General features: G+C 72.0%; 26 protein-coding genes. 16 read left to right on the top strand and 10 right to left on the bottom strand.

Annotated elements, in window-relative coordinates:
• Positions 1-110: 110 nt before the first annotated feature.
• From BJ993_RS24000 to BJ993_RS23960, 9 genes are all read left to right on the top strand, one after another.
• Positions 111-674, top strand: a complete 564-nt coding sequence (locus tag BJ993_RS24000) for a DinB family protein (RefSeq protein WP_179651761.1) — start codon at positions 111-113, stop codon at positions 672-674.
• A 10-nt stretch (positions 675-684) separates the two neighbouring features.
• A complete protein-coding gene (locus tag BJ993_RS23995; RefSeq protein ID WP_036544890.1) occupies positions 685-879 on the top strand; it encodes a DUF3046 domain-containing protein in 195 nt (64 codons plus the stop codon).
• Complete coding sequence (locus BJ993_RS23990) at positions 876-2,150, top strand: MFS transporter (RefSeq protein WP_179651759.1); 1,275 nt, start codon at positions 876-878, stop codon at positions 2,148-2,150. Before BJ993_RS23995 ends, BJ993_RS23990 begins: the two co-directional genes overlap by 4 nt.
• Before the next feature lie 190 nt (positions 2,151-2,340).
• Positions 2,341-3,393: a recombinase RecA gene (recA, locus tag BJ993_RS23985; RefSeq protein WP_036544894.1), complete on the top strand. Its 1,053-nt coding sequence runs from the start codon at positions 2,341-2,343 to the stop codon at positions 3,391-3,393.
• Between the two features lie 285 nt (positions 3,394-3,678).
• Positions 3,679-4,200 carry a regulatory protein RecX gene (locus BJ993_RS23980; RefSeq protein ID WP_179651757.1) on the top strand — a complete coding sequence of 174 codons (522 nt, stop codon included), beginning with the start codon at positions 3,679-3,681 and terminating at the stop codon, positions 4,198-4,200.
• Between the two features lie 45 nt (positions 4,201-4,245).
• On the top strand, positions 4,246-4,758 hold the full coding sequence (locus tag BJ993_RS23975; RefSeq protein WP_179651755.1) for a phosphoribosyltransferase: 513 nt from the start codon (positions 4,246-4,248) through the stop codon (positions 4,756-4,758).
• A 20-nt stretch (positions 4,759-4,778) separates the two neighbouring features.
• A complete protein-coding gene (locus tag BJ993_RS23970) occupies positions 4,779-5,639 on the top strand; it encodes a polyphosphate kinase 2 family protein (protein WP_179651753.1) in 861 nt (286 codons plus the stop codon).
• Positions 5,636-6,436, top strand: coding sequence for a HipA family kinase (locus BJ993_RS23965; protein WP_308645699.1), 801 nt, complete (start codon positions 5,636-5,638; stop codon positions 6,434-6,436). Before BJ993_RS23970 ends, BJ993_RS23965 begins: the two co-directional genes overlap by 4 nt.
• On the top strand, positions 6,433-6,852 hold the full coding sequence (locus tag BJ993_RS23960; protein ID WP_179651751.1) for a DUF3037 domain-containing protein: 420 nt from the start codon (positions 6,433-6,435) through the stop codon (positions 6,850-6,852). Before BJ993_RS23965 ends, BJ993_RS23960 begins: the two co-directional genes overlap by 4 nt.
• A gap of 84 nt (positions 6,853-6,936) precedes the next feature.
• On the opposite strand, the gene BJ993_RS23955 is transcribed toward BJ993_RS23960, so the two are convergent.
• From BJ993_RS23955 to BJ993_RS23945, 3 genes are all read right to left on the bottom strand, one after another.
• Positions 6,937-7,680 (bottom strand): sirohydrochlorin chelatase, encoded by a 744-nt coding sequence (locus BJ993_RS23955; protein WP_036544903.1) that lies wholly within the window; start codon positions 7,678-7,680, stop codon positions 6,937-6,939.
• Positions 7,681-7,738: 58 nt separating this feature from the next.
• Entirely contained in the window at positions 7,739-8,485 is a 747-nt protein-coding gene (locus BJ993_RS23950) for a phosphoadenylyl-sulfate reductase (RefSeq protein WP_179651749.1), read from the bottom strand.
• Between the two features lie 190 nt (positions 8,486-8,675).
• Positions 8,676-10,409, bottom strand: a complete 1,734-nt coding sequence (locus BJ993_RS23945) for a nitrite/sulfite reductase (protein WP_179651747.1) — start codon at positions 10,407-10,409, stop codon at positions 8,676-8,678.
• 380 nt (positions 10,410-10,789) lie between these two features.
• Between BJ993_RS23945 and BJ993_RS23940 the strand changes: the two genes are divergently transcribed.
• The gene (locus BJ993_RS23940) at positions 10,790-12,241 is read left to right on the top strand and encodes a glycine hydroxymethyltransferase (protein ID WP_179651745.1); all 1,452 of its coding nucleotides are present in this window, start codon (positions 10,790-10,792) and stop codon (positions 12,239-12,241) included.
• Positions 12,242-12,322: 81 nt separating this feature from the next.
• Here the strand turns inward: BJ993_RS23940 and BJ993_RS23935 are convergent, their stop codons facing one another.
• Together BJ993_RS23935 and BJ993_RS23930 are read right to left on the bottom strand one after the other, a co-directional pair.
• Positions 12,323-13,015 (bottom strand): response regulator, encoded by a 693-nt coding sequence (locus tag BJ993_RS23935; protein WP_036544909.1) that lies wholly within the window; start codon positions 13,013-13,015, stop codon positions 12,323-12,325.
• Entirely contained in the window at positions 13,012-14,610 is a 1,599-nt protein-coding gene (locus BJ993_RS23930; RefSeq protein ID WP_308645698.1) for a sensor histidine kinase, read from the bottom strand. The genes BJ993_RS23935 and BJ993_RS23930 overlap by 4 nt, the downstream gene beginning before the upstream one ends.
• Before the next feature lie 148 nt (positions 14,611-14,758).
• Between BJ993_RS23930 and BJ993_RS23925 the strand changes: the two genes are divergently transcribed.
• Positions 14,759-16,132 carry a cation:dicarboxylate symporter family transporter gene (locus tag BJ993_RS23925; RefSeq protein WP_179651741.1) on the top strand — a complete coding sequence of 458 codons (1,374 nt, stop codon included), beginning with the start codon at positions 14,759-14,761 and terminating at the stop codon, positions 16,130-16,132.
• Here BJ993_RS23925 and BJ993_RS23920 read toward each other — a convergent pair.
• Positions 16,120-17,256 (bottom strand): phosphotransferase, encoded by a 1,137-nt coding sequence (locus tag BJ993_RS23920; RefSeq protein ID WP_179651739.1) that lies wholly within the window; start codon positions 17,254-17,256, stop codon positions 16,120-16,122. The two genes, BJ993_RS23925 and BJ993_RS23920, sit on opposite strands and share 13 nt — an antisense overlap.
• Positions 17,257-17,360: 104 nt before the next feature.
• Here BJ993_RS23920 and BJ993_RS23915 point away from each other — a divergent pair, with 104 nt between their 5' ends.
• From BJ993_RS23915 to BJ993_RS23895, 5 genes are all read left to right on the top strand, one after another.
• On the top strand, positions 17,361-18,338 hold the full coding sequence (locus tag BJ993_RS23915; protein ID WP_179651737.1) for a YihY/virulence factor BrkB family protein: 978 nt from the start codon (positions 17,361-17,363) through the stop codon (positions 18,336-18,338).
• A 179-nt stretch (positions 18,339-18,517) separates the two neighbouring features.
• A complete protein-coding gene (locus BJ993_RS23910) occupies positions 18,518-19,633 on the top strand; it encodes a potassium channel family protein (protein WP_051932199.1) in 1,116 nt (371 codons plus the stop codon).
• Positions 19,634-19,780: 147 nt separating this feature from the next.
• Complete coding sequence (locus tag BJ993_RS23905) at positions 19,781-19,951, top strand: hypothetical protein (protein WP_179651735.1); 171 nt, start codon at positions 19,781-19,783, stop codon at positions 19,949-19,951.
• Positions 19,952-20,037: 86 nt separating this feature from the next.
• Entirely contained in the window at positions 20,038-20,448 is a 411-nt protein-coding gene (locus BJ993_RS23900) for a hypothetical protein (protein ID WP_179651733.1), read from the top strand.
• 88 nt (positions 20,449-20,536) lie between these two features.
• A complete protein-coding gene (locus tag BJ993_RS23895; protein ID WP_179651731.1) occupies positions 20,537-20,707 on the top strand; it encodes a hypothetical protein in 171 nt (56 codons plus the stop codon).
• Here the strand turns inward: BJ993_RS23895 and BJ993_RS23890 are convergent.
• The 4 genes from BJ993_RS23890 to BJ993_RS23875 all read right to left on the bottom strand — a co-directional run bounded on the left by BJ993_RS23890 (position 20,698) and on the right by BJ993_RS23875 (position 25,129).
• Complete coding sequence (locus BJ993_RS23890) at positions 20,698-22,701, bottom strand: hypothetical protein (protein WP_179651729.1); 2,004 nt, start codon at positions 22,699-22,701, stop codon at positions 20,698-20,700. The two genes, BJ993_RS23895 and BJ993_RS23890, sit on opposite strands and share 10 nt — an antisense overlap.
• A 66-nt stretch (positions 22,702-22,767) precedes the next feature.
• Complete coding sequence (locus BJ993_RS23885) at positions 22,768-24,186, bottom strand: exopolysaccharide biosynthesis polyprenyl glycosylphosphotransferase (protein WP_179651727.1); 1,419 nt, start codon at positions 24,184-24,186, stop codon at positions 22,768-22,770.
• The gene (locus BJ993_RS23880) at positions 24,183-24,680 is read right to left on the bottom strand and encodes a glycosyltransferase (protein ID WP_179651725.1); all 498 of its coding nucleotides are present in this window, start codon (positions 24,678-24,680) and stop codon (positions 24,183-24,185) included. Before BJ993_RS23880 ends, BJ993_RS23885 begins: the two co-directional genes overlap by 4 nt.
• Positions 24,680-25,129, bottom strand: coding sequence for a polysaccharide biosynthesis protein (locus BJ993_RS23875; RefSeq protein WP_036544917.1), 450 nt, complete (start codon positions 25,127-25,129; stop codon positions 24,680-24,682). The genes BJ993_RS23880 and BJ993_RS23875 overlap by 1 nt, the downstream gene beginning before the upstream one ends.
• Positions 25,130-25,214 lie beyond the last annotated feature (85 nt).

Below are 25,214 nucleotides of genomic sequence, written 5' to 3'. Positions count from 1 at the left end.
TTCTCCGCCGAGGTGCGTGGGTTTCTCCGCCGAGGTGTGATGGCGGCGGATCGACGGCGGATGGCGGGATCTCCCTCGTCCGCCCGGCCCGGGGCCGGGAGAATGGCGCCATGAGCACCGAGCAGGCCGCCGCGATCGAGCCCGACACCAAGGACTGGACCTGGGTCCTCGAGGAGTCCTGCCCCGACTGCGGCTTCGACGCCGCAGCCGTGAACCGTACGACGCTGGGCCGCGCCGTCCGCGACAACGCCGCCTTCTGGGCCGAGGTCCTCGGCGACCCGCGCTCCGGGACCCGGCCCGAGCCCTCGGTGTGGTCGCCGACCGAGTACGGCTGCCACGTGCGCGACGTCAACCGCGTCTTCGCCGGTCGGCTCGAGCAGATGCTCACGCAGGACGACCCGCTCTTCGCGAACTGGGACCAGGACGAGACCGCCGTCGCCGACAGGTACGACGAGCAGCGGGCCGCGGACGTCGTACCGGACCTCGTGGCGGCGGCCGAGCTGGCGGCCGGCTGGTACGACCGGGTCGGCGACGACGACTGGGACCGGCCGGGCCGACGAAGCAACGGCAGCGTGTTCACCGTCGACACCCTCGGCCGCTACCACCTGCACGACCTCGTGCACCACCGCTGGGACGTGCGGTGGGTGCAGGCCGGCCAGGACGCGCGGCACTAGGGTTGGGTTGGTGAGGCACACCGAGTTCTGGACGCGCATGGACCACCACCTGGGTGCGGCGTACGCGCGGGTCTGGGCCTCGCAGTTCGTGATGTCGGCGCTCGACGGACGCACGGCGCAGGAGGCGCTCGACGGCGGCGTGCCGCCGAAGCAGGTCTGGCGCGCGGTCTGCGACGCCCTGCAGCTTCCTGCGAGTGAGCGGTGACGTCCGGTGACAGCCAGGCGCAGCGTCGTACCGTCCGGGTCCTCGTCCTGACCCAGGCCGTGGGTGCCGTCGGCATCACCATCGGCATCGCCACCGCCTCGCTGCTGGCCCGCGACCTCTCCGGCTCGGAGACGCTGTCCGGGCTCGCCCAGACCGCGCAGGTGCTGGGCGCCGCCGTGATCTCGTTCCTGCTCGCGCCGCTGATGGCGCGCCGTGGGCGCCGGGCCGGCCTGGTGACGGGCTACCTCGTCGGTGCCGGGGGAGGCCTGCTCGCCGTCGTCTCGGGCGTCGTCGGCTCCATGCCGCTCCTGCTCGCGGGCGCGGTGATGCTGGGCGCCGGCACGGCCGCCAACAGCGCCGCCCGGTACGCCGCCACCGACCTCGCCACGGACGCGACCCGCGCGCGCTCGCTCTCGCTCGTGGTCTGGGCGACCACCATCGGCGCCGTCGCGGGCCCGAACCTGACCGGCCCGGCCGGGAGGTTCGCGGACGCCGTCGACATCCCGGAGCTGACCGGGCCGTTCGCCCTCGGCGCGCTCGGGATGCTGCTCGCCGCCCTCGTGGTCGCCGTCCTGCTCCGTCCCGACCCGCTCCTGCTCGCGCAGGAGCTGGCGGCCGCCGACGAGCGGGCCGGGCTGCGGCCGGCGATCGCCACGACCGGTACGTCGTCGTGGTCCCGGGCCCTCGGCGCCGTCCGGGAGCGACCGGTGCTCGGGTACGCCATCAGCGGGCTCGCGCTGACCCACGCCACGATGATCGGCGTCATGGTGATGACGCCGCTGCACATGGAGCACGGCGGCTCGGGCCTGGAGGTCATCGGTGTCGTCATCAGCGTCCACGTCCTCGGCATGTTCGCCTTCTCGCCGGTCGTCGGGATGCTCGCCGACCGGTTCGGCCGCCCGCCGGTGCTGGGCGCCGGGGGAGCGACCCTCCTGGTGGCCCTGCTGCTGTGCGCGTCGGCACCCGCCGGGATGTCGTGGCAGGTGACCGCGGGGCTGTTCCTGCTCGGGCTGGGCTGGTCGCTGTCGATGGTGTCCGCCTCGACGATGGTGGCCGAGCACGCGCCGCTGGACGCCCGCACGGACGTGCAGGGCGCCTCCGACCTGGTGATGGGCCTGACCGCCGCCGTCGCCGGAGCGCTCGCCGGCATCATCGTCGGTGCGGCCGACTACCCGGCGCTCGCGCTCGCCAGCCTGCTGCTCGTCGCGGGGGTCCTCGGCGCGGCGCTGCGTGCCGGCCAGCAGGTGGCGACGACACGCCGTACCGCCTAGCGCGACTTCGAACACGTGTTCGGCTAACGTCTGTCCTACGACGGCACGGAGACATCCACCAGCCGTCCACAGGTACGACGCCGGGACGAGTTGTCCACAACGACGGCACGACTGACCAGGTTGTGTCGGGAGCTCGCCCTAGCGTCGCCGACGTACCTGGCTCACACACGACACGAAGGACGGTAGGCACATGGCTGGAGACGACCGGCAGAAGGCGCTCGAGACGGCGCTGCTCAGCATCGAGAAGCAGTACGGCAAGGGCTCGGTCATGCGCCTCGGCGACGACTCGCGTGCGCCCCTGGACGTGATCCCCACCGGCTCCATCGCGCTCGACGTGGCGCTCGGCATCGGTGGCCTCCCGCGCGGTCGTGTCGTGGAGATCTACGGCCCGGAGTCCAGCGGTAAGACCACGGTCGCGCTGCACGCCGTGGCCAGCGCCCAGGCCGCCGGCGGCATCGTCGCCTTCATCGACGCCGAGCACGCGCTCGACCCCGACTACGCGAAGGCCCTGGGCGTCGACACCGACGCGCTGCTGGTCTCGCAGCCCGACTCGGGTGAGCAGGCGCTGGAGATCGCGGACATGCTGATCCGCTCCGGCGCCCTCGACCTGATCGTCATCGACTCCGTCGCCGCGCTCGTGCCCCGTGCCGAGATCGAGGGCGAGATGGGCGACAGCCACGTCGGCCTCCAGGCTCGCCTCATGTCGCAGGCCCTGCGGAAGATGACCGGTGCGCTCAACCAGTCCAAGACGACCGCGATCTTCATCAACCAGCTGCGCGAGAAGATCGGCGTCATGTTCGGCTCGCCCGAGACCACGACCGGTGGTCGCGCGCTGAAGTTCTACTCCTCGGTGCGCCTCGACGTGCGCCGCATCGAGACCCTCAAGGACGGCACCGACATGGTCGGCAACCGGACCCGGGTCAAGGTCGTCAAGAACAAGGTGGCCCCGCCGTTCAAGCAGGCCGAGTTCGACATCATGTACGGCAAGGGCATCTCCCGCGAGGGCGGTCTGATCGACGTGGGTGTCGAGGCGGGCCTGATCCGCAAGGCCGGCGCCTGGTACACCTACGAGGGCGACCAGCTCGGCCAGGGCAAGGAGAACGCCCGCGGCTTCCTCAAGGACAACCCCGACCTGGCCAACGAGCTGGAGAAGAAGATCCTCGAGAAGCTCGGCGTCACCCCGACCGTCGACGGCGACTTCAACGACCTCTCCGACGAGCCGATCGGCGTCGACTCCTTCTGAGTTCGATGGGCCGAGCGTGGCGCCCGATCGACAGCGTCCGGTCAGATGGAGCCCGCCACGCGAGTCCCTGAGGCGGTCCGGGCGCCGCAGGCGCCGAACGGGTGGGCCGCGCGGCGATGTCGGGGTGCCGTCGGCGTGTGCGGCACGCTCGCGTCACGCAGCACGGCAGGCGCCGACGGCGGGGTCCCCGCTCCGAGCCGCGCGGCCCAGCCCGGGAGGCGCCTGAGGCGCCCGGACGGACCCTGACGCACCAGGACCCCAGGACGAACCGACAGGAGACGCGAGATGAGGAAGGCAGAGGAGCCCCCGGTCGACCGGCCGGGGGAGGACGCCGACCCCGAGTCGGTCGCGCGCAAGATCCTGCTCGACCAGCTGAGCGTGCAGGCGCGCAGCCGCCACGAGCTGGAGGAGCGGCTCGCGCGCCGTGACGTCCCCGAGGAGGTCGCGACCCGGCTGCTCGACCGGTTCGAGGAGGTCGGGCTCGTCGACGACGAGGCGTTCGCCCGCTCCTGGGTCGACAGCCGCCAGCGCACCCGCGGGCTCGGCCGGACGGCCCTGGCGGTCGAGCTGCGGCGCAAGGGCATCGCCGACGAGACCGCGAAGGCGGTGCTCGCCGAGGTCGACCCCGGCGACGAGGAGGCAACGGCGCGGGTGCTGGTGCAGCGCAAGCTCCGCAGCATGCGCGGCGTCGACGGGCAGGTCGCCGCGCGGCGGCTGGTCGGGATGCTGGCGCGCAAGGGGTACTCCTCCGGTCTGGCCTACGCCGTGGTCCGCCAGGAGCTCGCGCTGCAGGACGACAGCGACTGACGGCTGGCTGCTGACGTTCGCGGACCGGTGGCGCAGAATGTGGCCGTGACCTCCGACGCCGCGCCCGCCCCCGAGCGGGAAGTCCTGACCTACGAGCTGTTCGGCACTGCCGTTCGCGACCTCGCCCAGCAGGTCGTCGACGACGGTTTCGAGCCCGACATCGTCCTCGCGATCGCCCGCGGTGGCCTCGGCCTCGCGATGGGCCTGGGCTACGCGCTGGACGTGAAGAACCTCTCCGCGGTCAACGTGGAGTTCTACACCGGCGTCAACGAGCGCCTCGACGTGCCGATGATGCTGCCGCCCACCCCGGCCGCCATCGACCTCACCGGCATGAAGGTGCTCATCGCCGACGACGTCGCGGACACGGGCAAGACGCTCGAGGTGGTCCGCGACTTCTTCGCCGACCACGTCGCCGAGGCGCGCACCGCGGTGATCTACGAGAAGCCGTGGACGGTCATCAACGCGGAGTACGTGTGGCGTCGTACCGGTGCCTGGATCGACTTCCCGTGGTCGTCGACGCCGCCGCTGGTCGACCGGCGGGGCGGCCTGGCCCACTGACCCCCCACTAGGGTTTCGTCATGGCCGCCTTCCCGCTCTCGGACCTCACCTCGCCCCTCCGCGTCGCGCCCGGACCGATCGACCTGTCGGCCGTCGAGACCGACGCCACGCCGGGCTTCGACGGCGACAAGGGCGACGGTGAGAAGGCGCTGCAGGAGCTGGCCCCCGTGCTGGAGGAGCTGCAGGAGCGGCTGTTCGCCGACGGCACGGCCGACGGCCGCCGCTCGATCCTGCTCGTGCTCCAGGGCATGGACACCTCCGGCAAGGGCGGGACGCTCCGCTCAACGGTCGGCCTGATGGACCCGCAGGGTGTGCGGATCACGTCGTTCAAGGCCCCGACCGAGGAGGAGCGGAAGCACGACTTCCTCTGGCGGATCACCAAGGCGCTGCCTCCCGAGGGACTCGTCGGCGTCTTCGACCGCTCGCACTACGAGGACGTGCTGATCGCGCGGGTGCGCGAGCTGGCCCCGCCCGACGAGATCCGCCGGCGCTACCAGGCGATCAACGACTGGGAGGCCGACCTGGTCGAGCAGGGCACGACCATCATCAAGTGCATGCTGCACATCTCGGCGGCCGAGCAGAAGGAGCGCCTGCTGGCGCGCCTCGACGACCCGACGAAGCACTGGAAGTACAACCCTGGTGACGTCGACGAGCGCGAGCTGTGGCCGGCGTACCAGGAGGCCTACGAGCTCGCCATCGAGCGGACCAACACCGACATCGCGCCGTGGCACGTGATCCCCGCCGACCGGAAGTGGTACCGCAACCTCGCCATCGGCACCCTGCTGCTCGACGCGCTGCGCGCCTTCGACCTGTCGTGGCCCGAGGCGGACTTCGACGTCGAGCACGAGAAGCAGCGCCTCCTCGACGAGAAGCCCCTGTGAGCACAGCGTCGACGACCGGCCTGCCCCAGGTCCGGGTCACCCGCTACGTCACGCCCCTGCGCGAGGGCGGCAGCCTGCCGGGCATCGTCGAGGCCGACGACCTCGGCACCTACGTCTGCAAGTTCCGCGGCGCCGGCCAGGGTCCACGTGTGCTCGTCGCCGAGGTCATCGTCGCGGGCTTGGCCCGCCTGCTCGACATCCCGACGCCCGACCAGGTGGTGCTCGACGTCGACCCCGACATCGCCCGCTACGAGGCCGACGAGGAGGTCCAGGACCTGCTCAACGCCAGTGCCGGGCTCAACCTCGGCATCGACTTCCTCCCGGGCTCCTTCGGCTACGACCCGTCCACCGAGCCCGACCCCGAGCTCGCGGGTCGTGTGCTCTGGCTCGACGCGTTCACGGCCAATGTCGACCGGAGCTGGCGCAACCCCAACCTGCTGGTGTGGCGCGGGACGCTCCAGGCCATCGACCACGGCGCGTCGCTCTACTTCCACCACTCGTGGTCGGGCGGCCCCGGCGACCCGGAGCGCTTCGCCCGCCAGCCCTATGACACGAGCGAGCACATCCTCCGTGGGTACGCCGAGGAGGCCCGCGCGCAGGACGCCGGCCTGGCCGCGCGGCTGACCGACACGGCGCTCGCCGCCGTGCTGGCCGACGTGAGCGACGACTGGCTGGAGCCGGTCCCGGGAGCCGAGACGCCCGACGCGCTCCGCGAGCGCTACGTGGCCTTCCTCGCCGCGCGTCGCGACGGCGGACGCCCGTGGCTTCCCGAGGTCAGGGCCGAGGCGGGCGCGTGACGTCGTACCAGCCCTACCAGTACGTCACGCTCCGCTGCGTCCCGCGCGTCGAGCGCGAGGAGTTCGTCAACGTGGGCGTCGTCGTGCACTGCCCGGACGCCGACTTCCTGGGCGTGCGCTCGTCGGTGGACGCGGACCGGATCCGCGCCCTCGACGCGGAGGTCGACATCGCGTCGATCGAGGCGGCCCTGGCCGCGATCGAGCGGGTGTGCAGCGGCGAGGCGCACACCGGCTTCGGCGTCGGCGTGCGCGCGACCGCCTACGGGAGCCGTGAGGCCCGCGACGACGCGAGCACGCGCTTCGGCTTCCTCAAGGCGCCGCGCAGCACGGTTCTGCAGCCGGGGCCGGTCCACGGTGGCGTCACCGCGGACCCGGCCCGGACGCTCGAGCACCTTCTGGAGATGCTGGTCCTGTGAGGGGTTGGACGACGAAACTCACGCTTGGACGACGAACCTTCGTCGTCCAAGCGTGAGTTTCACCGGCCGGCCGGTGAAACTCCCTCAGACCGGGACGAGCTCGACCGCACCCACCGCGTAGCGGGCGAGGATCGTGCGGGCGATCTCGGGGTGCGCGCCCAGCGGCTCGGACACCGCGACGGCGCCGGCCTCGAGCGCGAGCTCGGAGGCCCGGTCGACGAGGCTGCCGGGAGCCAGGAACAGCGAGGCGACGGCGATGTGCCGGCGGCCCTCGGCGCGGAAGGCGCGCACGGCCTCGCCGGTGGCCGGCGGGGCGCTGGTCGCGTACGCCGCCGTCACGGGCAGGCGGTGGTGGGTTCCCCAGAGCCGGGCGAGGCGGGCGACCGCCTGGTTGGCCAGCGGGTCGCTGGTGCCGGCCGCGGCCAGGACGAGGGCGTCGAGCTCACGGATCCGGGCGGCGCGCAGGGCCTCGCGCAGGCGCTCGTCGAGCACCTCGAGGAAGCGGGCCTCGAGGCCGAGCACCTCGGTCGCGCGGATCTGCAGGCCGGGGTGGCGCGTGGTCGCCTCGGCGATCATCTCGGGGACGTCGACCTTCGCGTGGAACGCCTCGACCAGCAGGAGCGGTACGACGACGATCTCGTCGAAGCCGGCCTTGACCAGCCGGTCCACGACCGTGTGGAAGCCCGGCTTGGAGAGGTCGAGGAAGGCCTTCTCGATGCGCAGGTCCGGTCGCAGCGCCTTCGTCGCGTCGACGAGCGCCGTGATCGTGGCGGCCGAACGCGGGTCGCGGCTGCCGTGGGCCAGGGCGATGAGTGCGGGAGCAGCCATCAGGAGTTACCCCTTTCGTCCCGGAGGGTGGGCCTGGTGCGGTCCGATGACGTCCTTGTCATGAGTGGATGCCGCACTCGGTCTTGTTGGTGCCGGCCCAGCGGCCGCTGCGCGGGTCCTCGCCGGGGGCGACCCGGCGGGTGCACGGCGCGCAGCCGATGGACGGGTAGCCGTCGTAGACGAGCGGGTTGACCAGCACGCCGTTCTCGGCGATATAGCGCTCGACCTGCTCGTCGCTCCAGCGGGCGATGGGGGAGACCTTGACCTTCTGCTTCTTGGCGTCCCAGCCGATCACCGGCGCGATCACCCGGTTGTGCGTCTCCGCCCGGCGCAGCCCGGTCGCCCACGCGTCGTACTTGGCGAGCGAGTCGGCCAGCGGCTTGACCTTGCGCAGGGCGCAGCACAGGTCGGGGTCGCGCTTGTAGAGCTCGGGGCCGTACTCGGCGTCCTGCTCGGCGACCGACTGCACCGGGGTGATCGAGATCAGGTTGACGTTCATCGTGGCCTGCACCGCGTCGCGGGTGCCGATGGTCTCGACGAAGTGGTAGCCGGTGTCGAGGAAGACGACGTCGACTCCGGGGACGACCTTCTCCGCGAGGTGCGCCAGCACGGCGTCACCCATCGAGGAGGTGATGCAGAAGCGCTCGCCGAACGTGGCGGCGGCCCACTCGATGATCACCTCGGCGGGTGCGAGCTCCAGCTCGGCGCCCCAGTGGGAGACCAGTTCGCGCAGCTCCTCGGCGGAGCGGCCCTCGGTGTGGGTGCCGCGGAAGCTCCGGGCGGCAGCGGTCGTGGGAGCAGTCATCAGGCACCTCCTTCTTCAGCGTCAGTGGTTCGGGTGGGGGCGACGGACGTGAGTCCGAGCAGCTGGACCTGGAAGGCCCGGCGGCACCCCCGGCATTCCCAGCCGGTCGGCTCGTGCGGCCAGAGGTCGGTCTCGCCGCAGTAGGGGCAGTGGTAGGGAACTGCCCGCGACGACACCGACTCCTCCGACATCAGACCGACTCCAGCGTCCTCGACTCGAGCGTCCTGTCGCCGCGCAGCAGGTCCTCGTCGGCGCGGTGCACCCACGCGTCGAAGGCCTCGCCCTCGGCGCGGTCGGCCAGGTAGTTCGTCACGACCGAGGTGATGTAGTCGTCCAGGCCCTTGCTGGTGACCTTGTGGGCGCGCAGCTTGCGACCGAAGTTCGCCCGCAGGCCGATCGCACCACCGAGGTGCACCTGGAAGCCCTCGACCTGCTCGCCGTTCTCGTCGACGACGAGCTGGCCCTTGAGGCCGAAGTCGGCGACCTGGGTCCGGGCGCAGGCGTTGGGGCAGCCGTTGACGTTGATCGTGATCGGGGTGTCGAGCTCCGGGAAGCGCTTCTCGAGCTCGTCGACCAGGTCGCGCGCACGGTTCTTCGTGTCGACGATCGCCAGCTTGCAGAACTCGATGCCGGTGCAGGCCATCGTGTTGCGCCGCCAGGCGGAGGGGCGGCCGCTGAGGCCGATCTCGTCGAGGCGGTCGAGCAGTGCGTCGACGACGCCGCCGTCGACGCCGATCAGCACGATCTTCTGGTACGGCGTGAGGCGGGCGCCCGTGACGCCGTACTCCTCGAGCAGGTCGGCCAGCTGCACCAGCAGCGTGCCGGAGACCCGGCCGGCGGTCGGCGCGACGCCGACGTAGAACTTGCCGTCCTTCTGCTCGTGCACGCCGATGTGGTCGCGGTGGCCGACCGGCGACTCGGGCGAGGCGAGGGTCTCGAGCTTCTTGCCGAGGTACTCGTTCTCGAGGACCTCGCGGAACTTCTCGACACCCCAGTCGGCGACCAGGAACTTCAGGCGGGCCCGCGAGCGGAGGCGGCGGTAGCCGTAGTCGCGGAAGATGCCGGCGACACCGGCCCACACGTCGGGGACCTCGTCGAGCGGGATCCAGACGCCGAGCTTCTGGGCGAGCATCGGGTTGGTGGACAGGCCGCCGCCGACCCAGACGTCGAAGCCGGGGCCGAGCTCCGGGTGCACGGTGCCGACGAAGGAGACGTCGTTGGTCTCGGGGGAGACGTCGTGGCTGGGGTGGCCGGTGAGCGCGGTCTTGAACTTCCGCGGGAAGTTCGAGAAGTCCTTGTTGTTCAGGTAGCGCCGCTCGATCTCCTCCAGCGCCGAGGTGCCGTCGATGATCTCGTCCTTGGCGACGCCGGCGACCGGCGAGCCCAGGAACGGGCGGGGCGAGTCGCCGCAGGCCTCGAGCGAGTGCAGGCCGGCCGCGTCGAGGCGCTCCCAGATCTCCGGGACGTTCTCGATCTCGATCCAGTGGTACTGGATGTTCTCGCGGTCGGTCACGTCGGCGGTGTCGCGGGCGAAGTCGACGCCGATCTGGCCGAGGGCACGCACGGCGGCGGGGGAGAGCAGCTTGCCGTCGGAGCGGACCCGCAGCATGAAGTAGCGGTCGTCCAGCTCCTCCTCCTCCATCGAGCCGGTCCGTCCACCGTCGATGCCGGGCTTGCGCTGGGTGTAGAGGCCCATCCAGCGGAAGCGGCCGCGCAGGTCGGCGGGGTCGATCGAGTCGAAGCCGCGCTTGGAGTAGATGTAGAGGATCCGGTCCCGCACGTTGAGCGGGTCGTCGTCCTTCTTCGACTGCTCGTTCTTGTTGAGCGGCTCGGTGTAGCCGAGCGCCCACTGACCCTCGGCGCGCTTGGGGCGCGGGATCTCGGTGTGCTTGGCTCGTTCGGGCTTGAAGCGCAGGTCGGGCATGCGGAGAGGAGGTCCTTCGCTGATGGGCGCGCCGGGGAGTCAGGCGCGCGGCTCGGGTGGATGCGGCGGCGGCGTCAGCGGGGCCAACACATCATGCTGCGCGTGCGCCCGAAGTCCACGTGGCGTCGTACCACGAGGTGCGCATGGGTGGCAGCGGTGACCATGTCAACGAGTCTCATCCTTCGGACTGCCCGCCACCAAATCTGAATCTCATGATGTGGACATCCGTCTCGGAATATGGAATGCACGGCCCGGATCGCACCGTGGCCACGCGGGACCTGCGACGCACGTCACACGAGGCGGCGCCTCTCACCACACCAGTCCCGGCGGTGCACCCCGGGGCGCCGCCGGGGTCGGCGCGCCCCACTACGCTGTCGCCCATGAGCGACAACTCCGTCAACGGCGAACTCGTCAGCAGCGCCTACCGCCAGGCGCTCGAGGTCATCGCGTCCGTCGAGCCCCGCATCGCCGACGCCACGCGCCAGGAGCTCGCCGACCAGCGGGCATCGCTCAAGCTGATCGCGAGCGAGAACTACGCCTCGCCGGCCGTGCTCCTCACGATGGGCACCTGGTTCAGCGACAAGTACGCCGAGGGCACCGTCGGCCACCGGTTCTACGCCGGCTGCCAGAACGTCGACACCGTCGAGGCGCTCGCCGCCGAGCACGCGCGCGAGCTGTTCGGCTCGGAGTACGCCTACGTGCAGCCGCACTCCGGCATCGACGCCAACCTGACGGCGTACTGGGCGATCCTGGCGCACCGCGTCGAGGGCCCCTGGCTGCAGGACGCCGGCGTGAAGAACATGAACGACCTCTCCGACGCCGACTGGGAGAAGCTGCGCCACGAGCTCGGCAACCAGCGCCTGCTCGGCATGAGCCTCGACACCGGCGGCCACCTCACCCACGGCTTCCGCCCGAACATCAGCGGCAAGATGTTCCACCAGCAGCAGTACGGCACCGACCCCGAGACCGGGCTCATCGACTACGACGCCCTGCGCGCGAAGGCCAAGGAGTTCAAGCCGCTCATCCTGGTCGCCGGCTACTCCGCCTACCCCCGCCGCGTGAACTTCGCGAAGATGCGCGAGATCGCCGACGAGGTCGGCGCCACCCTCATGGTCGACATGGCGCACTTCGCCGGCCTGGTCGCCGGCAAGGTGTTCACCGGCGACGAGGACCCGGTCCCGCACGCCCACATCGTCACCTCGACGTCGCACAAGTCGCTGCGCGGCCCGCGCGGTGGCTTCATCCTCGCGACCGAGGAGTACGCCCCGAGCGTCGACCGCGGCTGCCCGATGGTCCTCGGTGGCCCGCTGTCGCACGTGATGGCCGCCAAGGCCGTGGCCTTCGCCGAGGCGCGCACGCCGGAGTTCCGCACCTACGCCAACGCCGTCGCCGACAACGCCAAGGCGCTCGCCGAGGGCCTGATGAAGCGCGGCACCAAGCTGGTCACCGACGGCACCGACAACCACATCGTGCTGCTCGACGTCTCGTCGTTCGGCCTCACCGGCCGCCAGGCGGAGTCCGCCCTGCTCGACGCCGGCGTCGTGACCAACCGCAACTCGGTCCCGTCCGACCCCAACGGCGCCTGGTACACCTCCGGCATCCGGATCGGCACCCCGGCGCTCACCAGCCGCGGCTTCGGCGTCGACGAGTTCGACCAGGTCGCCGACCTGATCGTCCACGTCCTGCAGAACACCGAGGCCGGTACGACGTCGGCGGGCGCCCCGTCGAAGGCGTCGTACGTCCTGGGCGAGGGCGTGGCCGACAAGGTCCGTGCCGCGTCGGCCGAGCTGCTCGACAAGCACCCGCTCTACCCGGGCCTCGACCTTTCTTGATGGCGCGAGCGCGGCTCCGCCGCAGGGCGGGCAGCAAGCTGCCTGGCGACGGCTCCCGCCGCGCTGCCGCGCGTTGCTGACCTACCTCCAGCTGTAGCTGACCTCGGGCCGGCCGCCGCTGGGTCCGTACCGGACCCCGCGCGCGGCCAGGCCCTGGTCCGCCAGGTGCTCGAGGTAGCGCCGCGCGGTCACCCGGGAGGCGCCGACGACGGCGGCGACCTCGCTCGCGGACAGGTCGTGCTCCGCCTCGCGCAGCGCCGCGGTCACCGCACGCAGCGTCTCCGCGCTCATGCCCTTCGGCAGCGGCGCGCTGCCCGTCGGCCGCAGCGACCCCAGCAGCTGGTCGACCTCGTCCTGGACCACCTCGTCCGGGGCGGCGTCGAGCCGGGCGCGGTACTCGGCGTACTGCTCGAGCTTCGCGCGGAAGGTGGCGAACGTGAACGGCTTGAGCAGGTACAGCACCACCCCCTGTACGACGGCCTGCCGCACCACCCGCGTGTCCCGCGCCGCCGTCACCGCGATCACGTCGCACAGGTGCCCGGCGGCACGCAGCCCGTTGAGCAGCCCGAGCCCGTGCCCGTCGGGCAGGTTCATGTCGAGCAGGACGAGGTCGACCGGGGTGCCGGCCTCTCGGGCCGCGTCGAGCGCGCGGACCGCCTCCCGCGCCGACCGGGCGACGCCGGCGAGGGCGAAGCCGGGGACCCGGCCGACATAGGCCGCGTGCGCCTCGGCGGCCAGCGCCTCGTCCTCGACGACGAGCACCCGGACGCTCACCGTCCTGCCTCCGCCGGGGTGAGGGCCAGGGTCACGGTGAACGCGGCGCCGCCGAGGGGCGAGCGGCCGACGACGATCTCGCCGTCGTGGCGGCGGGCGACCTGTCCGACGAGGGCCAGCCCGAGGCCGCGACCGGTGCCCGGCTCGGCCTTCGTGGTCCAGCCCCGGTCGAGCACACGGGCGGAGGCGTCGTCGTCGAGGCCCGGACCGCTGTCGCCGACGGTGATCGTGACCGAGCGCTCGTCGCCGGAGAGCCGGACCTCGACCACCCGGGGATCGGCCTCGGCGACGGCGTCGAGGGCGTTGTCGACGAGGTTGCCGAGCACGGTCACCAGGTCGCGCGGCGCGATGCCGGTGCCGGACGGCAGCTCCCCGACGATGCGCAGCTCGACGCCCCGCTCGGCGGCCTCCGCGGACTTGCCGAGCAGCAGGGCCGCGACGACGGGGTCGTCGACGGCGCCGACCACCTGGTCGGTCAGCAGCTGGGCCACCTGCAGCTCGTCGGTGGCGAACGCGACCGCCTCCTCGGTCCGGCCCATCTCGATGAGGGAGACCACCGTGTGCAGGCGGTTGGCCGACTCGTGGTTCTGCGAGCGGAGCGACTCCGTGAGGCGGCGCACGACCTCGAGCTCGCCGGTGACCGAGCGCAGCTCGGTGTGGTCGCGCAGGGTCACGACGGCGCCGACGTCGCGGCCCTCCCACTGCGCCGGGGCGGAGGAGACGACGAGGATCCGCTCGCCGGCGAGGTAGAGGTCGTCGGACTCGGCGGTGCGCCCGCGGGCGGCGGCGACCAGCGCCGGCGCGAGGCCGAGGTCCTCGATCCGGGTGCCGACCACGTCGTCGGGCAGCGCGAGCAGGCGCCGGGCCTCGTCGTTGACCAGCTGGACCCGCCCCTCGCCGTCGAGGAGCAGCAGGCCCTCCCGGACGGAGTGCAGGACGGCGGAGTAGTACTCGTACATCCGGGCCAGCTCCTGCTCGCCCATGCCGTGGGTCAGCCGGTGCAGCCGGCGACTGAGCAGCCAGGCACCGGCCATCCCGGCGAGCAGCACGAGGACGCCGCACAGGACCACGATGCTGACGTCGCGCTTGAGCCCGCGGTTGATGTCGCTGACGGTGATCCCGACCGACACCAGCGCCACCACACGACCGTCGTCCTCGACCGGGACGACCGAGCGGACCGACGGGCCGAGCGAGCCCTTGTACTGCTGGGTGAAGATCCCGCCCTCGGGTGCGTCGCCGAGGTCGCCGACGAACTTGCCGCCGATCAGGCTCGGGTCGGGGTGCGTGTAGCGGGTGCGGTCGAGGTCCATCACCACCACGAAGTCGGTGTCGGTGTCGCGGCGGACCTCCTCGGCCCACGGCTGGAGGGTCGCGGTCGGGTCGTCGCTGCGCAGCGCGGCGCGGACGGTGGGGGAGTCCGCGACGGTGAGGGCGACGGCCACCACGCGCTGGGTGGCCCGGCTGCGCGAGTCCCGCCGGGCGTCGTACGACGCCATCAGGATCCCCGTGACGACGAGCAGCAGCACCGTGCCGACCTGGAGGAGCAGCACCTGGCGCGCGACCGGGCGGTCGCGGAGCAGGCGGGGGCGGGGCACGGCGCCATTCTCGCCCACCGGAGGACCGCGGATGTGACGCAGGCCACGAACACAACGAACACAACGGTGACGACCGTCACCTCCGGGCCGAGAGTTGGCGAGGACGCCCCACCGGGGCACCCGGAACGGACCGGACCAGGAGGACCCCATGAGCACCACCAGCACAGGGACGCAGCCGAAGCACGGCTCGCGCGCCACCCACTACCTCTACCTCGCCGTCATCGGCGCGGTGCTGCTCGGCATCGCGACGGGGCTGCTCTTCCCGACATTCGCGGTCGAGCTCAAGCCGCTCGGCGAGGGCTTCGTCAACCTGATCAAGATGATGATCCAGCCGATCATCTTCTGCACGATCGTGCTCGGTGTCGGCTCGGTGGCCAGCGCCGCCAAGGTCGGCCGGGTCGGTGGCCTGGCGCTCGTCTACTTCATGGTGATGTCGACGGTCGCCCTGACCATCGGCATGGTCGTCGGCAACTTCCTCCACCCGGGCGACGGCCTGCACGTCACCGCCGACGGTGCGGCGATCGCGCAGGAGAAGGCCGCGGAGGGCCACTCCGACACGACGGCCTTCCTGCTGGGGATCATCCCCGACTCGCTGTTCAGCTCGCTGACCAGCGGCAGCGTGCTGCAGACCCTGCTCGTCGCGCTCCTCGTCGGCTTCGCCCTCCAGCGGATGGGGGCGTCCGGTGCCCCGGTGCTCACGGTCGTCGGCCACCTGCAGCGCCTCGTCTTCCGCCTGCTCGGCATGATCATGTGGGCCGCGCCGGTCGGCGCCTTCGGTGCGATGGCCGCCGTGGTCGGCACCGGCGGCGCGGACGCGCTGAAGAGCCTCGCCGTGCTGATGATCGGCTTCTACGTCACCTGCGTGCTCTTCGTATTCGTCGTCCTGGGCGCCCTGCTCAAACTCACGACCGGCATCAACATCTTCGCGCTGCTGCGCTACCTGGGCCGCGAGTTCCTCCTGATCCTGGCCACCTCGTCCTCCGAGTCGGCCCTGCCGCGGGCGATCGCGAAGCTCGAGCACGCCGGTGTCGACAAGACCACCGTCGGCGTGGTCGTCCCCACCGGGTACTCGTTCAACCTCGACGGCACCGCGATCTACCTGACCATGGCGTCGATCTTCATCGCCGAGGCCGTCGGGAGCCCGCTGGCCATCGGTGAGCAGGTCTCGCTGCTGCTGTTCATGATGATCGCCGCCAAGGGCGCCGCGGGCGTCACCGGCTCGGGCATGGCGGTCCTCGCCGGCGGCCTGCAGTCGCACCGCCCGGAGCTCGTCGACGGCGTCGGCCTGATCGTCGGCATCGACCGGTTCATGTCCGAGGCCCGCGCCCTGACCAACTTCGCCGGCAACGCCGTCGGCACCGTGCTGGTGGGCCACTGGACCGGCAGCATCGACCGGGCGCAGATGGAGCGCGCCCTGTCCGGCGAGGACCCGTTCGACGAGACCACGATGGTCGACGACCACCAGCCGGCCGCCGCGCCGGAGCCGGGGGACCGGCTCGCCAAGGAGCCTCAGCCGGTCTGATCGACGAGGTCCAGCGCATGGCGGGCGATGGCGGCCCTGGTGGCCGCCATCGCCCGCAGCGCGTCCGTGGGCTCGGCGTCGAGGTGCTCGAACGGGATCGCCGAGAGACCGCTGAACACCAGCAGGTGCAGGGCGTGGGCGCGGCGGACGGTCGCGAGGTCGAGCTCCAGCCCCTCGGCGGCCAGCCCGTCGACGTACGACGCCAGGCAGGCCTCGCCGCGCTCGGCGAGGTCGCTCCCGTCGCCCCGTCCGAGCTGGACCTCGCCGACGAGGAGCTGGCCCAGGTCGAAGCCGACGGGCAGCGCCATGAAGAACCCGAAGTCGATCATCGTGAAGCCGTCCCGGTCCGGGCGCACCAGCAGGTTGTTGGGGCAGGCGTCCCCGTGGCCGACGAGCTCCGGCAGGGCGAGCAGCTCGTCGGTCAGCTCCGGCAGCCGGTCGACCGCGGCCAGCAGCCGTGGACGGAGGTCCACGAACGTCCCCGCGACGAGCGGGTGCCGCCAGATGCCCTCGTCGCCGAGGATCGGCAGCACCTGGTGGCCCAGCCGGCCGTCGACGTAGCTGCGCACGTCCCACTCCCGGCTGCCGATCCGGGCCAGGGCGCGGATGCCCGGACGGGCGGCGAACCGCCCGAGCAGGTGGGCCGCCCGCCGGTAGCGGTCGAGGTCCCACGCCACCTCGACCGTGGGCACCACCTCCAGCCACACGGCGTACGCCCGGTCGTCGATCTCGTGGATGCCGACCGCCCGCGGCATCGCCAGTCCCTCGGGCAGCAGGTCGCCGAGGCCGGCGCGGTAGACCGCGCCCTCCGTGCGCCACGGCACCATCCCTGCGGCCCACTCGCGCACCTCCGGCGGCACCATCTCGAAGAAGGGCGAGCGTGACCACTCGTGCACGTGCTTCACGAACAGCGTGAAGTCCCGCTCGTGGCCGTCGATCGATGCCGTGCCCCGCACCCACCACCGCCCGCCGGTCGTGATCGCCGGCAGCTCGTAGTCGACCTGCACCGCCTGTGAGCGCAGCACGGTGACGGAGGCGTCGCCGGCGTCGTACAGGGTGGCGACCATGGCCGCGAGCGTGGCGTCGGAGACATCGGCGGGGCCGAGGGCGGAGCGGTCGTGCACGGCGTCCTCCGGAGCGTGAACCCGAGCTGAGCGATGCAGATCACCCGACTCTAGGCCGCTCGGGATGCCTCGGTCAGGGTCTTGCGGCAGATAGCGTGAGGGCCATGGCGGACGATCCGGGGACCCAGGCCCGGCCGTCGTACCTCCGCAACGCCGTGGACCGTCTCCCGGGGCCGGTACGACGGTTCTTCCACCTCGTGTGGCGGCTGATCGTGACCACGGTCAGCTCCTGCCTGCGCTACCGGGTCACGGGGCTGGCCGCCGAGGGGGCCTTCTTCGCCGTCCTGTCGGTGCCGCCGCTGATCTTCGCGCTCGCCGGCGGTGTCGGCTACGTCACCGAGCACTTCACGGCCGCCCAGGTCGAGGAGGTGCGCCGCGCCGTCATCGACCTCTTCTCGGCCTTCCTCACCGACACGGCGGTCAACCGGGTGATCGTGCCGACGATGAACGACGTGCTCGAGGGCGGCCGCTTCGACGTGATCTCGCTCGGCTTCGTGCTCGCGCTCTGGTCGGGGTCCCGCGCGCTCAACGTCTTCGTCGACACCATCACGATCATGCACGGGCTCGGCGGGCACCGGGGGATCGTCAAGACCCGCGCGCTGGCCTTCGTGCTCTACATCCTCGCCGTCATCACCGGGGCGATCACGCTGCCGCTCGTGGTCGCCGGACCCAAGCTGGTGCGCTCGTGGCTGCCGAACCGCGCCGAGTTCCTGATGGGCTTCTACTGGCCGCTGATCGTGGTGATCTGCATCTGCTTCCTCGCCACGCTCTACCACGTGTCGGTGCCGGTGCGGACCAACTGGAGCTTCAACCTGCCCGGCGCCACCTTCTCGCTGATCAGCTGGATCGGCGGCTCCTACCTGCTGCGCTGGGTGCTCACCGTGACCGCGCAGGACTCGCACTCGATCTACGGCCCGCTGGCCGCGCCGATCGCCATCCTGATCTGGCTCTACATCGCCGCGCTGGCCGTGCTGATCGGGGCCGGCGTCAACGCCGCCTTCGACGAGGTCTTCCCGCAGGAGACCACGCAGCGGGCGCGCCGGGAGCTGATGGCCCGCCTCCTGCGCCGCCCCACGGACTGACGGCAGGCCACCCCGGATCCCGCCTGCTGCGCGGCGCCTCGGACTCGATCTGGCCGCGTTGGCGACGCTCGACGTGCGCCCAGCATGCGGTCGCGCCGCCGCCTTGCCAGATCGGCCCGAAACGCCGCTCGCGACGCCGGTATCCGGGGCGGCCAGCCGGGTGGAGTAGGTTCCGGGCCGTGGGTGACCAGACAGGAGCGCCGGCGAACAGCCCCTCGGTGGGCCGGGTCGCGCTGCCCGAGCGGATCCGCTCGCCGTGGTGGGAGCTGGGCCGGCGGCTGCTCGCGGCGCTGGCGATCCTCGTCGGCACCGTGATGCTCGTCTACTTCGACCGCGAGGGCTACCGCGACTCCGGTGACGCCACCGCCGACGACCCGTTCGGCACGGTCTCGCTGGTCGACGCGATCTACTACACGACCGTCACGCTGAGCACGACCGGCTACGGGGACATCTCGCCGGTCAGCGACCCGGCGCGACTGGTCAACGCGTTCATCATCACCCCGGCCCGCATCGCCTTCCTCGTGCTGTTGATCGGTACGACGCTCGAGGTGCTCGCGCAGCGCGGGCGCGAACTTTTCCGCATCGCCCGATGGAGGAAGCAGATGGGACACCACGTGGTGGTGATCGGCTACGGCACCAAGGGCCGCAGCGCCGTGGAGACGCTGGTCAACAACGGCCTCGACCGCGAGCACGTGGTCGTGGTCGACCCGAGCCCGGTCGCGCTGGCCGACGCGCACGCCGACCAGCTCGCCGTGATCACGGGCGATGCCACCCGCCGCGGCGTCCTGCAGCGCGCCGGGGTGGCCGACGCCGACCAGGTGATCATCACGACCGGGCGCGACGACTCCAACGTGCTCGCCGCGCTGACCGTGCGCCAGCTCAACCCGGACGCCTGGATCGTCGCGGCGGTCAGCGAGCAGGAGAACGCCCCGCTCATGCGCCAGTCCGGCGCCGACTCGGTCATCACCTCCTCCGACGCCGTCGGCCGCCTGCTGGGCCTCTCCACGCTGTCGCCGACCCTCGGCACGGTGATGGAGGACCTGCTCACCTACGGCGAGGGCCTGGAGGTCGCCGAGCGCGAGCTCCTCGTCAACGAGGTCGGCATGCCGCCGCAGTCGCTGCCGGACCAGGTGATCGCGGTCGTGCGCGACGAGAAGGTCTACCGTTACTTCGACCCGGTCGTGACCCTGCTCGCGCGCGGCGACCGGCTGGTCGTCGTACGGCCGGCCAAGGAGCTGCCCTGGGCGCCGCGCCCGGGGACCCACAACGAGGACTTCGCGGCCGACGAGGACTGAGCGCGGACCGGGGCGGGACCCCGGCCGGGACCGATGGCTCACCCGGACTACCCGGGGTGCCGACGATCGTGCACACTTGCCCGCCACGCGGTCACCAGGACCTTCGGTCCGCGACAACGGGGGTCCGCACCCACCATGCTGAGGGCCATGGGGAAGGACTACGGACCGTGGGTCAGGCACGACTGGTGCCCTCGCTGCTTTCGTCGGACCGAGCAGACGCGGTGGTACCGCCGGCTGCTCGGTGAGCCGCCGGAGCTCGACGAGCGCCGCACGCGCTGCAACGAGTGCTCGAACGACCCGGGCCTGGTCGCCAGCTGACCTCCGCACCGTCGACCACCGGCAGGGTTGACCTCCGCGCTTCGGGTACCGCTCTGGCGAACCTGAACCCACGCAGGAGGATCGACATGAGCAAGAACGCCACCCAAGACCTCGCCCAGGGCCTCGCCCACGACCTCAAGGACGTCGCCGACGACCTTCGCGGCATCGTCGAGACGGTCGTGGTGCCCAAGGTCGGGTCGGCCGTCCACGCCGCCGCCGAGCGCGTGCCGGACACCGTCGTCGACCGGCTCCCGGCCAGCGTCGCCGACCACCTCCCGACGCAGCGGAGCCACCGCGGGCGCAAGCTGCTGCTCGCCGGCGGCCTCGCCGCGATCGCCGCGGCCGCCTTCGCGTTCGCCAAGCGCTCGAAGGGCTCGGCGCCCGCCCCCACGGCGACCCGCTCGCCGTCGTACCCGCGACCGGTGGCGGAGGACTCTCCCACGCCGACCGACGTCCTGGACGACCCGCTGGCGGACCCGGCCGACCGCCGCAACTGACCCGCGGCCCCCTTCCCGTCATTCGAACACATGTTCTATTCTGTGACGCATGGCGGGGGTTCGGCACGTATGGGTGAGGCCGGCCTTCGTGCCGACCGAGCTCGCCGGGCTGGTGCTCGAGTGGCGCTCCGGCGACAAGGGCTGGGAGGGCTACGTCATGTACGCCGACCGTGAGGGCCGGATGGTCATGGAGTGGCTCCCCGCAGCCAACCTGCGGCCGATCAAGAGCTCGCCGCAGACCGGCTCGGCCTACGGCTGAGCGGCGCCCTGGAAGAGGAACATGGCGCGCGAGGACCATCCGGATCCGCTGGGTGCGATGGTCGTGCTCGTCCCCGCCAGGGCGCCGTGGATGCCCCACGTGGCCCGGTTGAGGGAGCCGTCGCTCGAGGCGAAGTAGAGCTGGCCGTCGGCCACGAAGGCGCCGCGCATCGTGCCGTAGGCCACCCCGGGCACCGAGTCCACGGAGAAGCGCTGCTGCCCGACCACACCCGACTCCGTCTCGAAGGAGCGACGGAACAGCCGGTTCGAGCCCAGCTTGGTGAAGTACATCCACCCCCGGTCGTAGAAGAGGGTGGTGACCAGCGGGACGTCACCGTTGTGCCAGTCGTCCTGGTAGACGATCTGGTCCGCCGTGTTGATCGTGACCGGTGCGCCGTACGTCGTGCCGTCGAAGGAGCGGCGGGTCAGGGTCCGGTTGCCGTACGCCGTGTAGAGGTCCCCGTTGACCATGAACGCACCGACCACGGTGCCCCAGCCGGTCCCGTTCGGGGCGTCGCTCGACGCCGTCACCTGGCTGCCGTCGAAGCTGCGCCGCAGCAGCTGCGACTGCGCGGTCGCGACCCGGTAGACCTCACCGGGCAGGGTGCCGTCCCGGCGGGCCGGCAGCCGGTTGCCGGTCGACAGGGGCAGGAACGCGACCTTCCGGTGGGTCTCGCCGGCGAAGACGTCGGTGTCCGAGCCGACGAAGAGGCCCTGGTCGGTCGCGACCATGTCGCGCACGCCGACGCCGAGGGTGCGGGTCGGGTTCCACGAGTACGGCAGGCCGTTGTGCGTGCTCAGCGCAGCGATGCCCGGGCGCGACACCGCGCCCTCGTCGGCGGCGTCGCCGCGCCCCGGGTTGTTCTGCCAGCGCTGGTGGCCCCCGGCGTACACGACGTCGTCGGTGACCTCGACGGACCAGGTCGTGTCGCCGCCCGTGTAGGCGGTCCAGGTCGGCGTCACGGCACTGCCGCTGGCCCCGCGCTCGAACCGGGCAACGACGTCGCACCCGCTCGTGCCGGCCATGCTCGCGGAGTAGCCGCCGTAGGCGCCCGTCGTCGACACGATGAAGAACGTGCCGTCCGGGCTCCAGTCGACGTCGGTCAGGTAGGTCTCGAAGGACGAGCTGCAGGCCGACTCGTACAGGGTGGTGCGGTAGTCGGCGAGGGTCGCGGCGCCGGGGCCGAGGTCGAGCACGGCGAGCTGGTGACGCCGGACGCCGTCCACGGTGTCGAAGTTCCCGATCGCCACCAGCCGCGCATCGTCGGGACTGATCGCGATCTGCAGCACGTTGGTCACCGAGCCGGCCCGGTGAACGCCGGCGATCACCCGGTCGTAGTACGGATCGAGGGCGCCGGTCGAGGCGTTCACGGTCGCGAGCGCGCGGCGTGCCGTGCCCTGGACGTGGGTGAACTTGCCGGAGATCCACAGGCGGTTCCCGCTCAGGGCGAGGTCGCGCACGGACCCGTTCAGCCTGCCGGTCTGGAACTGCGGGATGCGGTTGCCGGTGACGATGTCGGCCCGGAACAGGTTGCTGACGCTCACCGCCGAGCCGGCCGACGTCGCGGAGCTGAAGCTGCCGCCGATGTAGACGGACTGCTGGTCGGCCGAGGGCTCCAGGGCGTAGACCGTGCCGGTGGGATCAGGGGCGAACGACGTGCTGACCTGGCCCGTGGCGGCGTTGAACGCGAAGAGGTTCCGCCGCGGGATGTCGGTCGACGAGCCCGCGTTGCGCACCCTGGTGAAGCTGCCGCCGACCACGATCAGGTCGCCGATCCTCGTCATCGAGTACACGGCGCCGTCCATGACGTGGGGCGTGAAGCCCGCCGGGTCGTCGTCGACGATGCGGCCCGTCTGGGCAGCGGCGGGTGGCTGGGCGGCGACCGCAGCGACCCGCGCCGGGGTCGACGCCGGGGACGAGGCCGCAGGAACCAGCAGGCTCGTCGCGAGTGCGGTGCCGAGGAGGAGGGAGAGGAGCGCCTTGCGTGCCGTCACGGCTCCATCTGACATCGCCACGAGCCGCGGCGAATGCCCGAATTTGGGTGACTTTCGCACCGTTCGTCAGTACGCGCCGCCACCGCGGCACACGGCGCCGACGGTGCGCACCAGGATCCGTGCGTCGAGCAGCAGCGACCATTCGTCGACGTACTGCTGGTCGAGGCGGACCGACTCCTCCCAGGACAGGTCCGACCGTCCCGAGACCTGCCACAGTCCGGTGATCCCGGGGTGCACGGCGAGCCGGTGCCGGACGTCGGGGTGGTAGCGGTCCACCTCGCTGGGCAGGGCCGGCCGCGGACCGATGAGCGACATCTGGCCGCACAGCACGTTGAGCAGCTGCGGCAGCTCGTCGAGGGAGGTGCGGCGCAACCACCGTCCGATCCGGGTCACCCGGGGATCGTCGTGCACCTTGAAGAGGGGACCACTGGCCTGGTTGGCGTGGTCCAGCGTCACCTGCCCGGCGTCGGCGTGGACGGTCATCGTGCGCAGCTTCCACATCGTGAAGCGGGTGTCTTCCTTGCCGACCCGGGTGTGGCGGTAGAAGGCCGGCCCTGCCGAGTCCAGCCGCACGGCGAGCGCGAGTGCCGCGACCAACGGAGCGAGCAGCACCAGCGCGACCAGGGCGACCGCGCGGTCGAGGGCCAGCTTCACCACGTGCGACGCGCCGAAGCGCCGGGGGCGCCGCACGTGCAGCAGCGCGAGCGCGGCGCGGTCGAGCGAGGTGCGTCCGTACGCCGGCGCCGGGACGCCGGTCCAGACGAAGCTCTCCAGCCTCGCCTCGTCGAGCGCCCACTGGAAGCGTCGGAGGTCCGCCGTGCTGAGCGACGAGTCCGGCGCCACGATCACGGCGTCGGCGTCGCAGGCGCGGGCGAGTCCGGTGCAGGTCAGCAGCCCGTGGGTCACGGGTCCCGGCGAGTCCGCGCACGCGCCGTCGTCGGCGACGCAGGTGCCGACGACCTGGAAGCGGCCCGCGTCGGCCTCGCCGAGCTGCGCGAGCAGGCTCGCGATGCTGTCGCTGGACCCGGCGACGACGACGCGGTGGACGAGACCGGCCAGCGGGAACCCGTGCCGGGCGGCCGAGGCCAGGCACGCGCGGCAGACCATCCCCAGGCACGCCGCGGCGAAGCACAGGGCCGTCGTCGTGACGGCGTGCAGCGGGCGGTGGGCGAGGCTCGTGGCCAAGACGACGAGCGTCGGCACCACGAGGGCGGCCAGCCCGACCCGGCGCGCCCGCACGGGCAGGGTGCCGGGGAGCCGGTAGTCACCCGTCGCGGCGACGGTGACGAGCCAGATCAGCACGAACACCGCGCCGACGTCGGCGGGCAGGCCGACGGGCGCGGCGTTCGCGGTCGCCGCGACCAGGACGGCGGCAGCGCCGTCCCCGGCAGCGATCATCCGGCTCGCCCGGTGCACGACCGGCGCCATCCGTTCGCGCCCGGCGGTCGCGGGCATCGCAAGGGCGCGGGCCTCGACGACGGTCACTTGCGAACCAGCTCCTCGATCATCGCTTCGAACCGGGCAAGGGTCGGGGAGTCCCTGCGCCGCGCCGGCACCGAATGTCCCGCCAGGGCGGCGAGGTGCAGTCGCGCGGCGAGCTGGTCGATGTCGTGGGCGGTCGTGACCACGCCGCGGGCGCCCAGGAACCGGGCGAACCGGAGCTGGTGGTCGTCGACGTGCTCGCCGAGCCGCGGGTCACGCGGGACCACGACGGGGACGTGGCCGCGGTCGCGCGCGTCCATGATGCTTCCGGGACCGGCGTGGGTCACCACGGCGTCGGCGCAGTCGAGGAGCGAGACCAGCTCCGTCGAGTCGAGCATCCGGCTCCCGGGCAGGCCCTCGGGCAGCGGCGTCGAGCCGTGCTGCACGTGGAACCGGTAGCGGCCCTCGGCATGGAGCCGGGCGGCCCACCCGACGAGCCGGTCGAACGGGTGGTGGTCCGTGCCGACGACGACGGCGACGAGCGGACGCGCGGACATCACCACAGCTCCCCGACGACGACCGACGAGCGGTAGAGGTGCTGCTGCTCCTGCCACTGGACCAGGAACAGGTCCGTCGCGGGCCGGCACAGCCGCCCGGTCAGCGTGGGCGTCTCGACCCGGTCGTAGACCTCGAGGTAGACCGTGGAGCTGCGCTGCCGGCTGTGCATCCAGAAGTAGGGAACGGCGACGGCCGCGCCAGTCGACACGATCACGTCCGGATGGGTCAGGCTCAGCACGCGCCGCGCCTGCACTGCGTTGCGCAGGAGGTTCTTCGCGTTGCGCGTGGTGGGGTGGTGCGCCCAGGTCACGTCCTCGCCCTGGAGCTTGGCGACCGCGTCCTCGGTGTTGAAGGTCACCCAGTGACGGTCGTGCTTCTCCCACCACGAGCGCAGGCACATCAGCTGGGCGAGGTGTCCTCCCGACGAGGAGACCAGCAGCAGTCGCATGGGGAGCTCCGTGGGAACGAGTGATGGGCGCGCTCCGACCCTAGGATTCGGAGGGGGCACCCGCATGCCCGAAATGCGGGAAGGT

Source organism: Nocardioides aromaticivorans (assembly GCF_013408525.1).
Classification (GTDB): Bacteria; Actinomycetota; Actinomycetes; order Propionibacteriales; family Nocardioidaceae; genus Nocardioides; species Nocardioides aromaticivorans.
The sequence above is the reverse complement of the archived record's forward strand: the minus strand, read 5'-3'. Positions and strand labels throughout refer to the sequence as shown.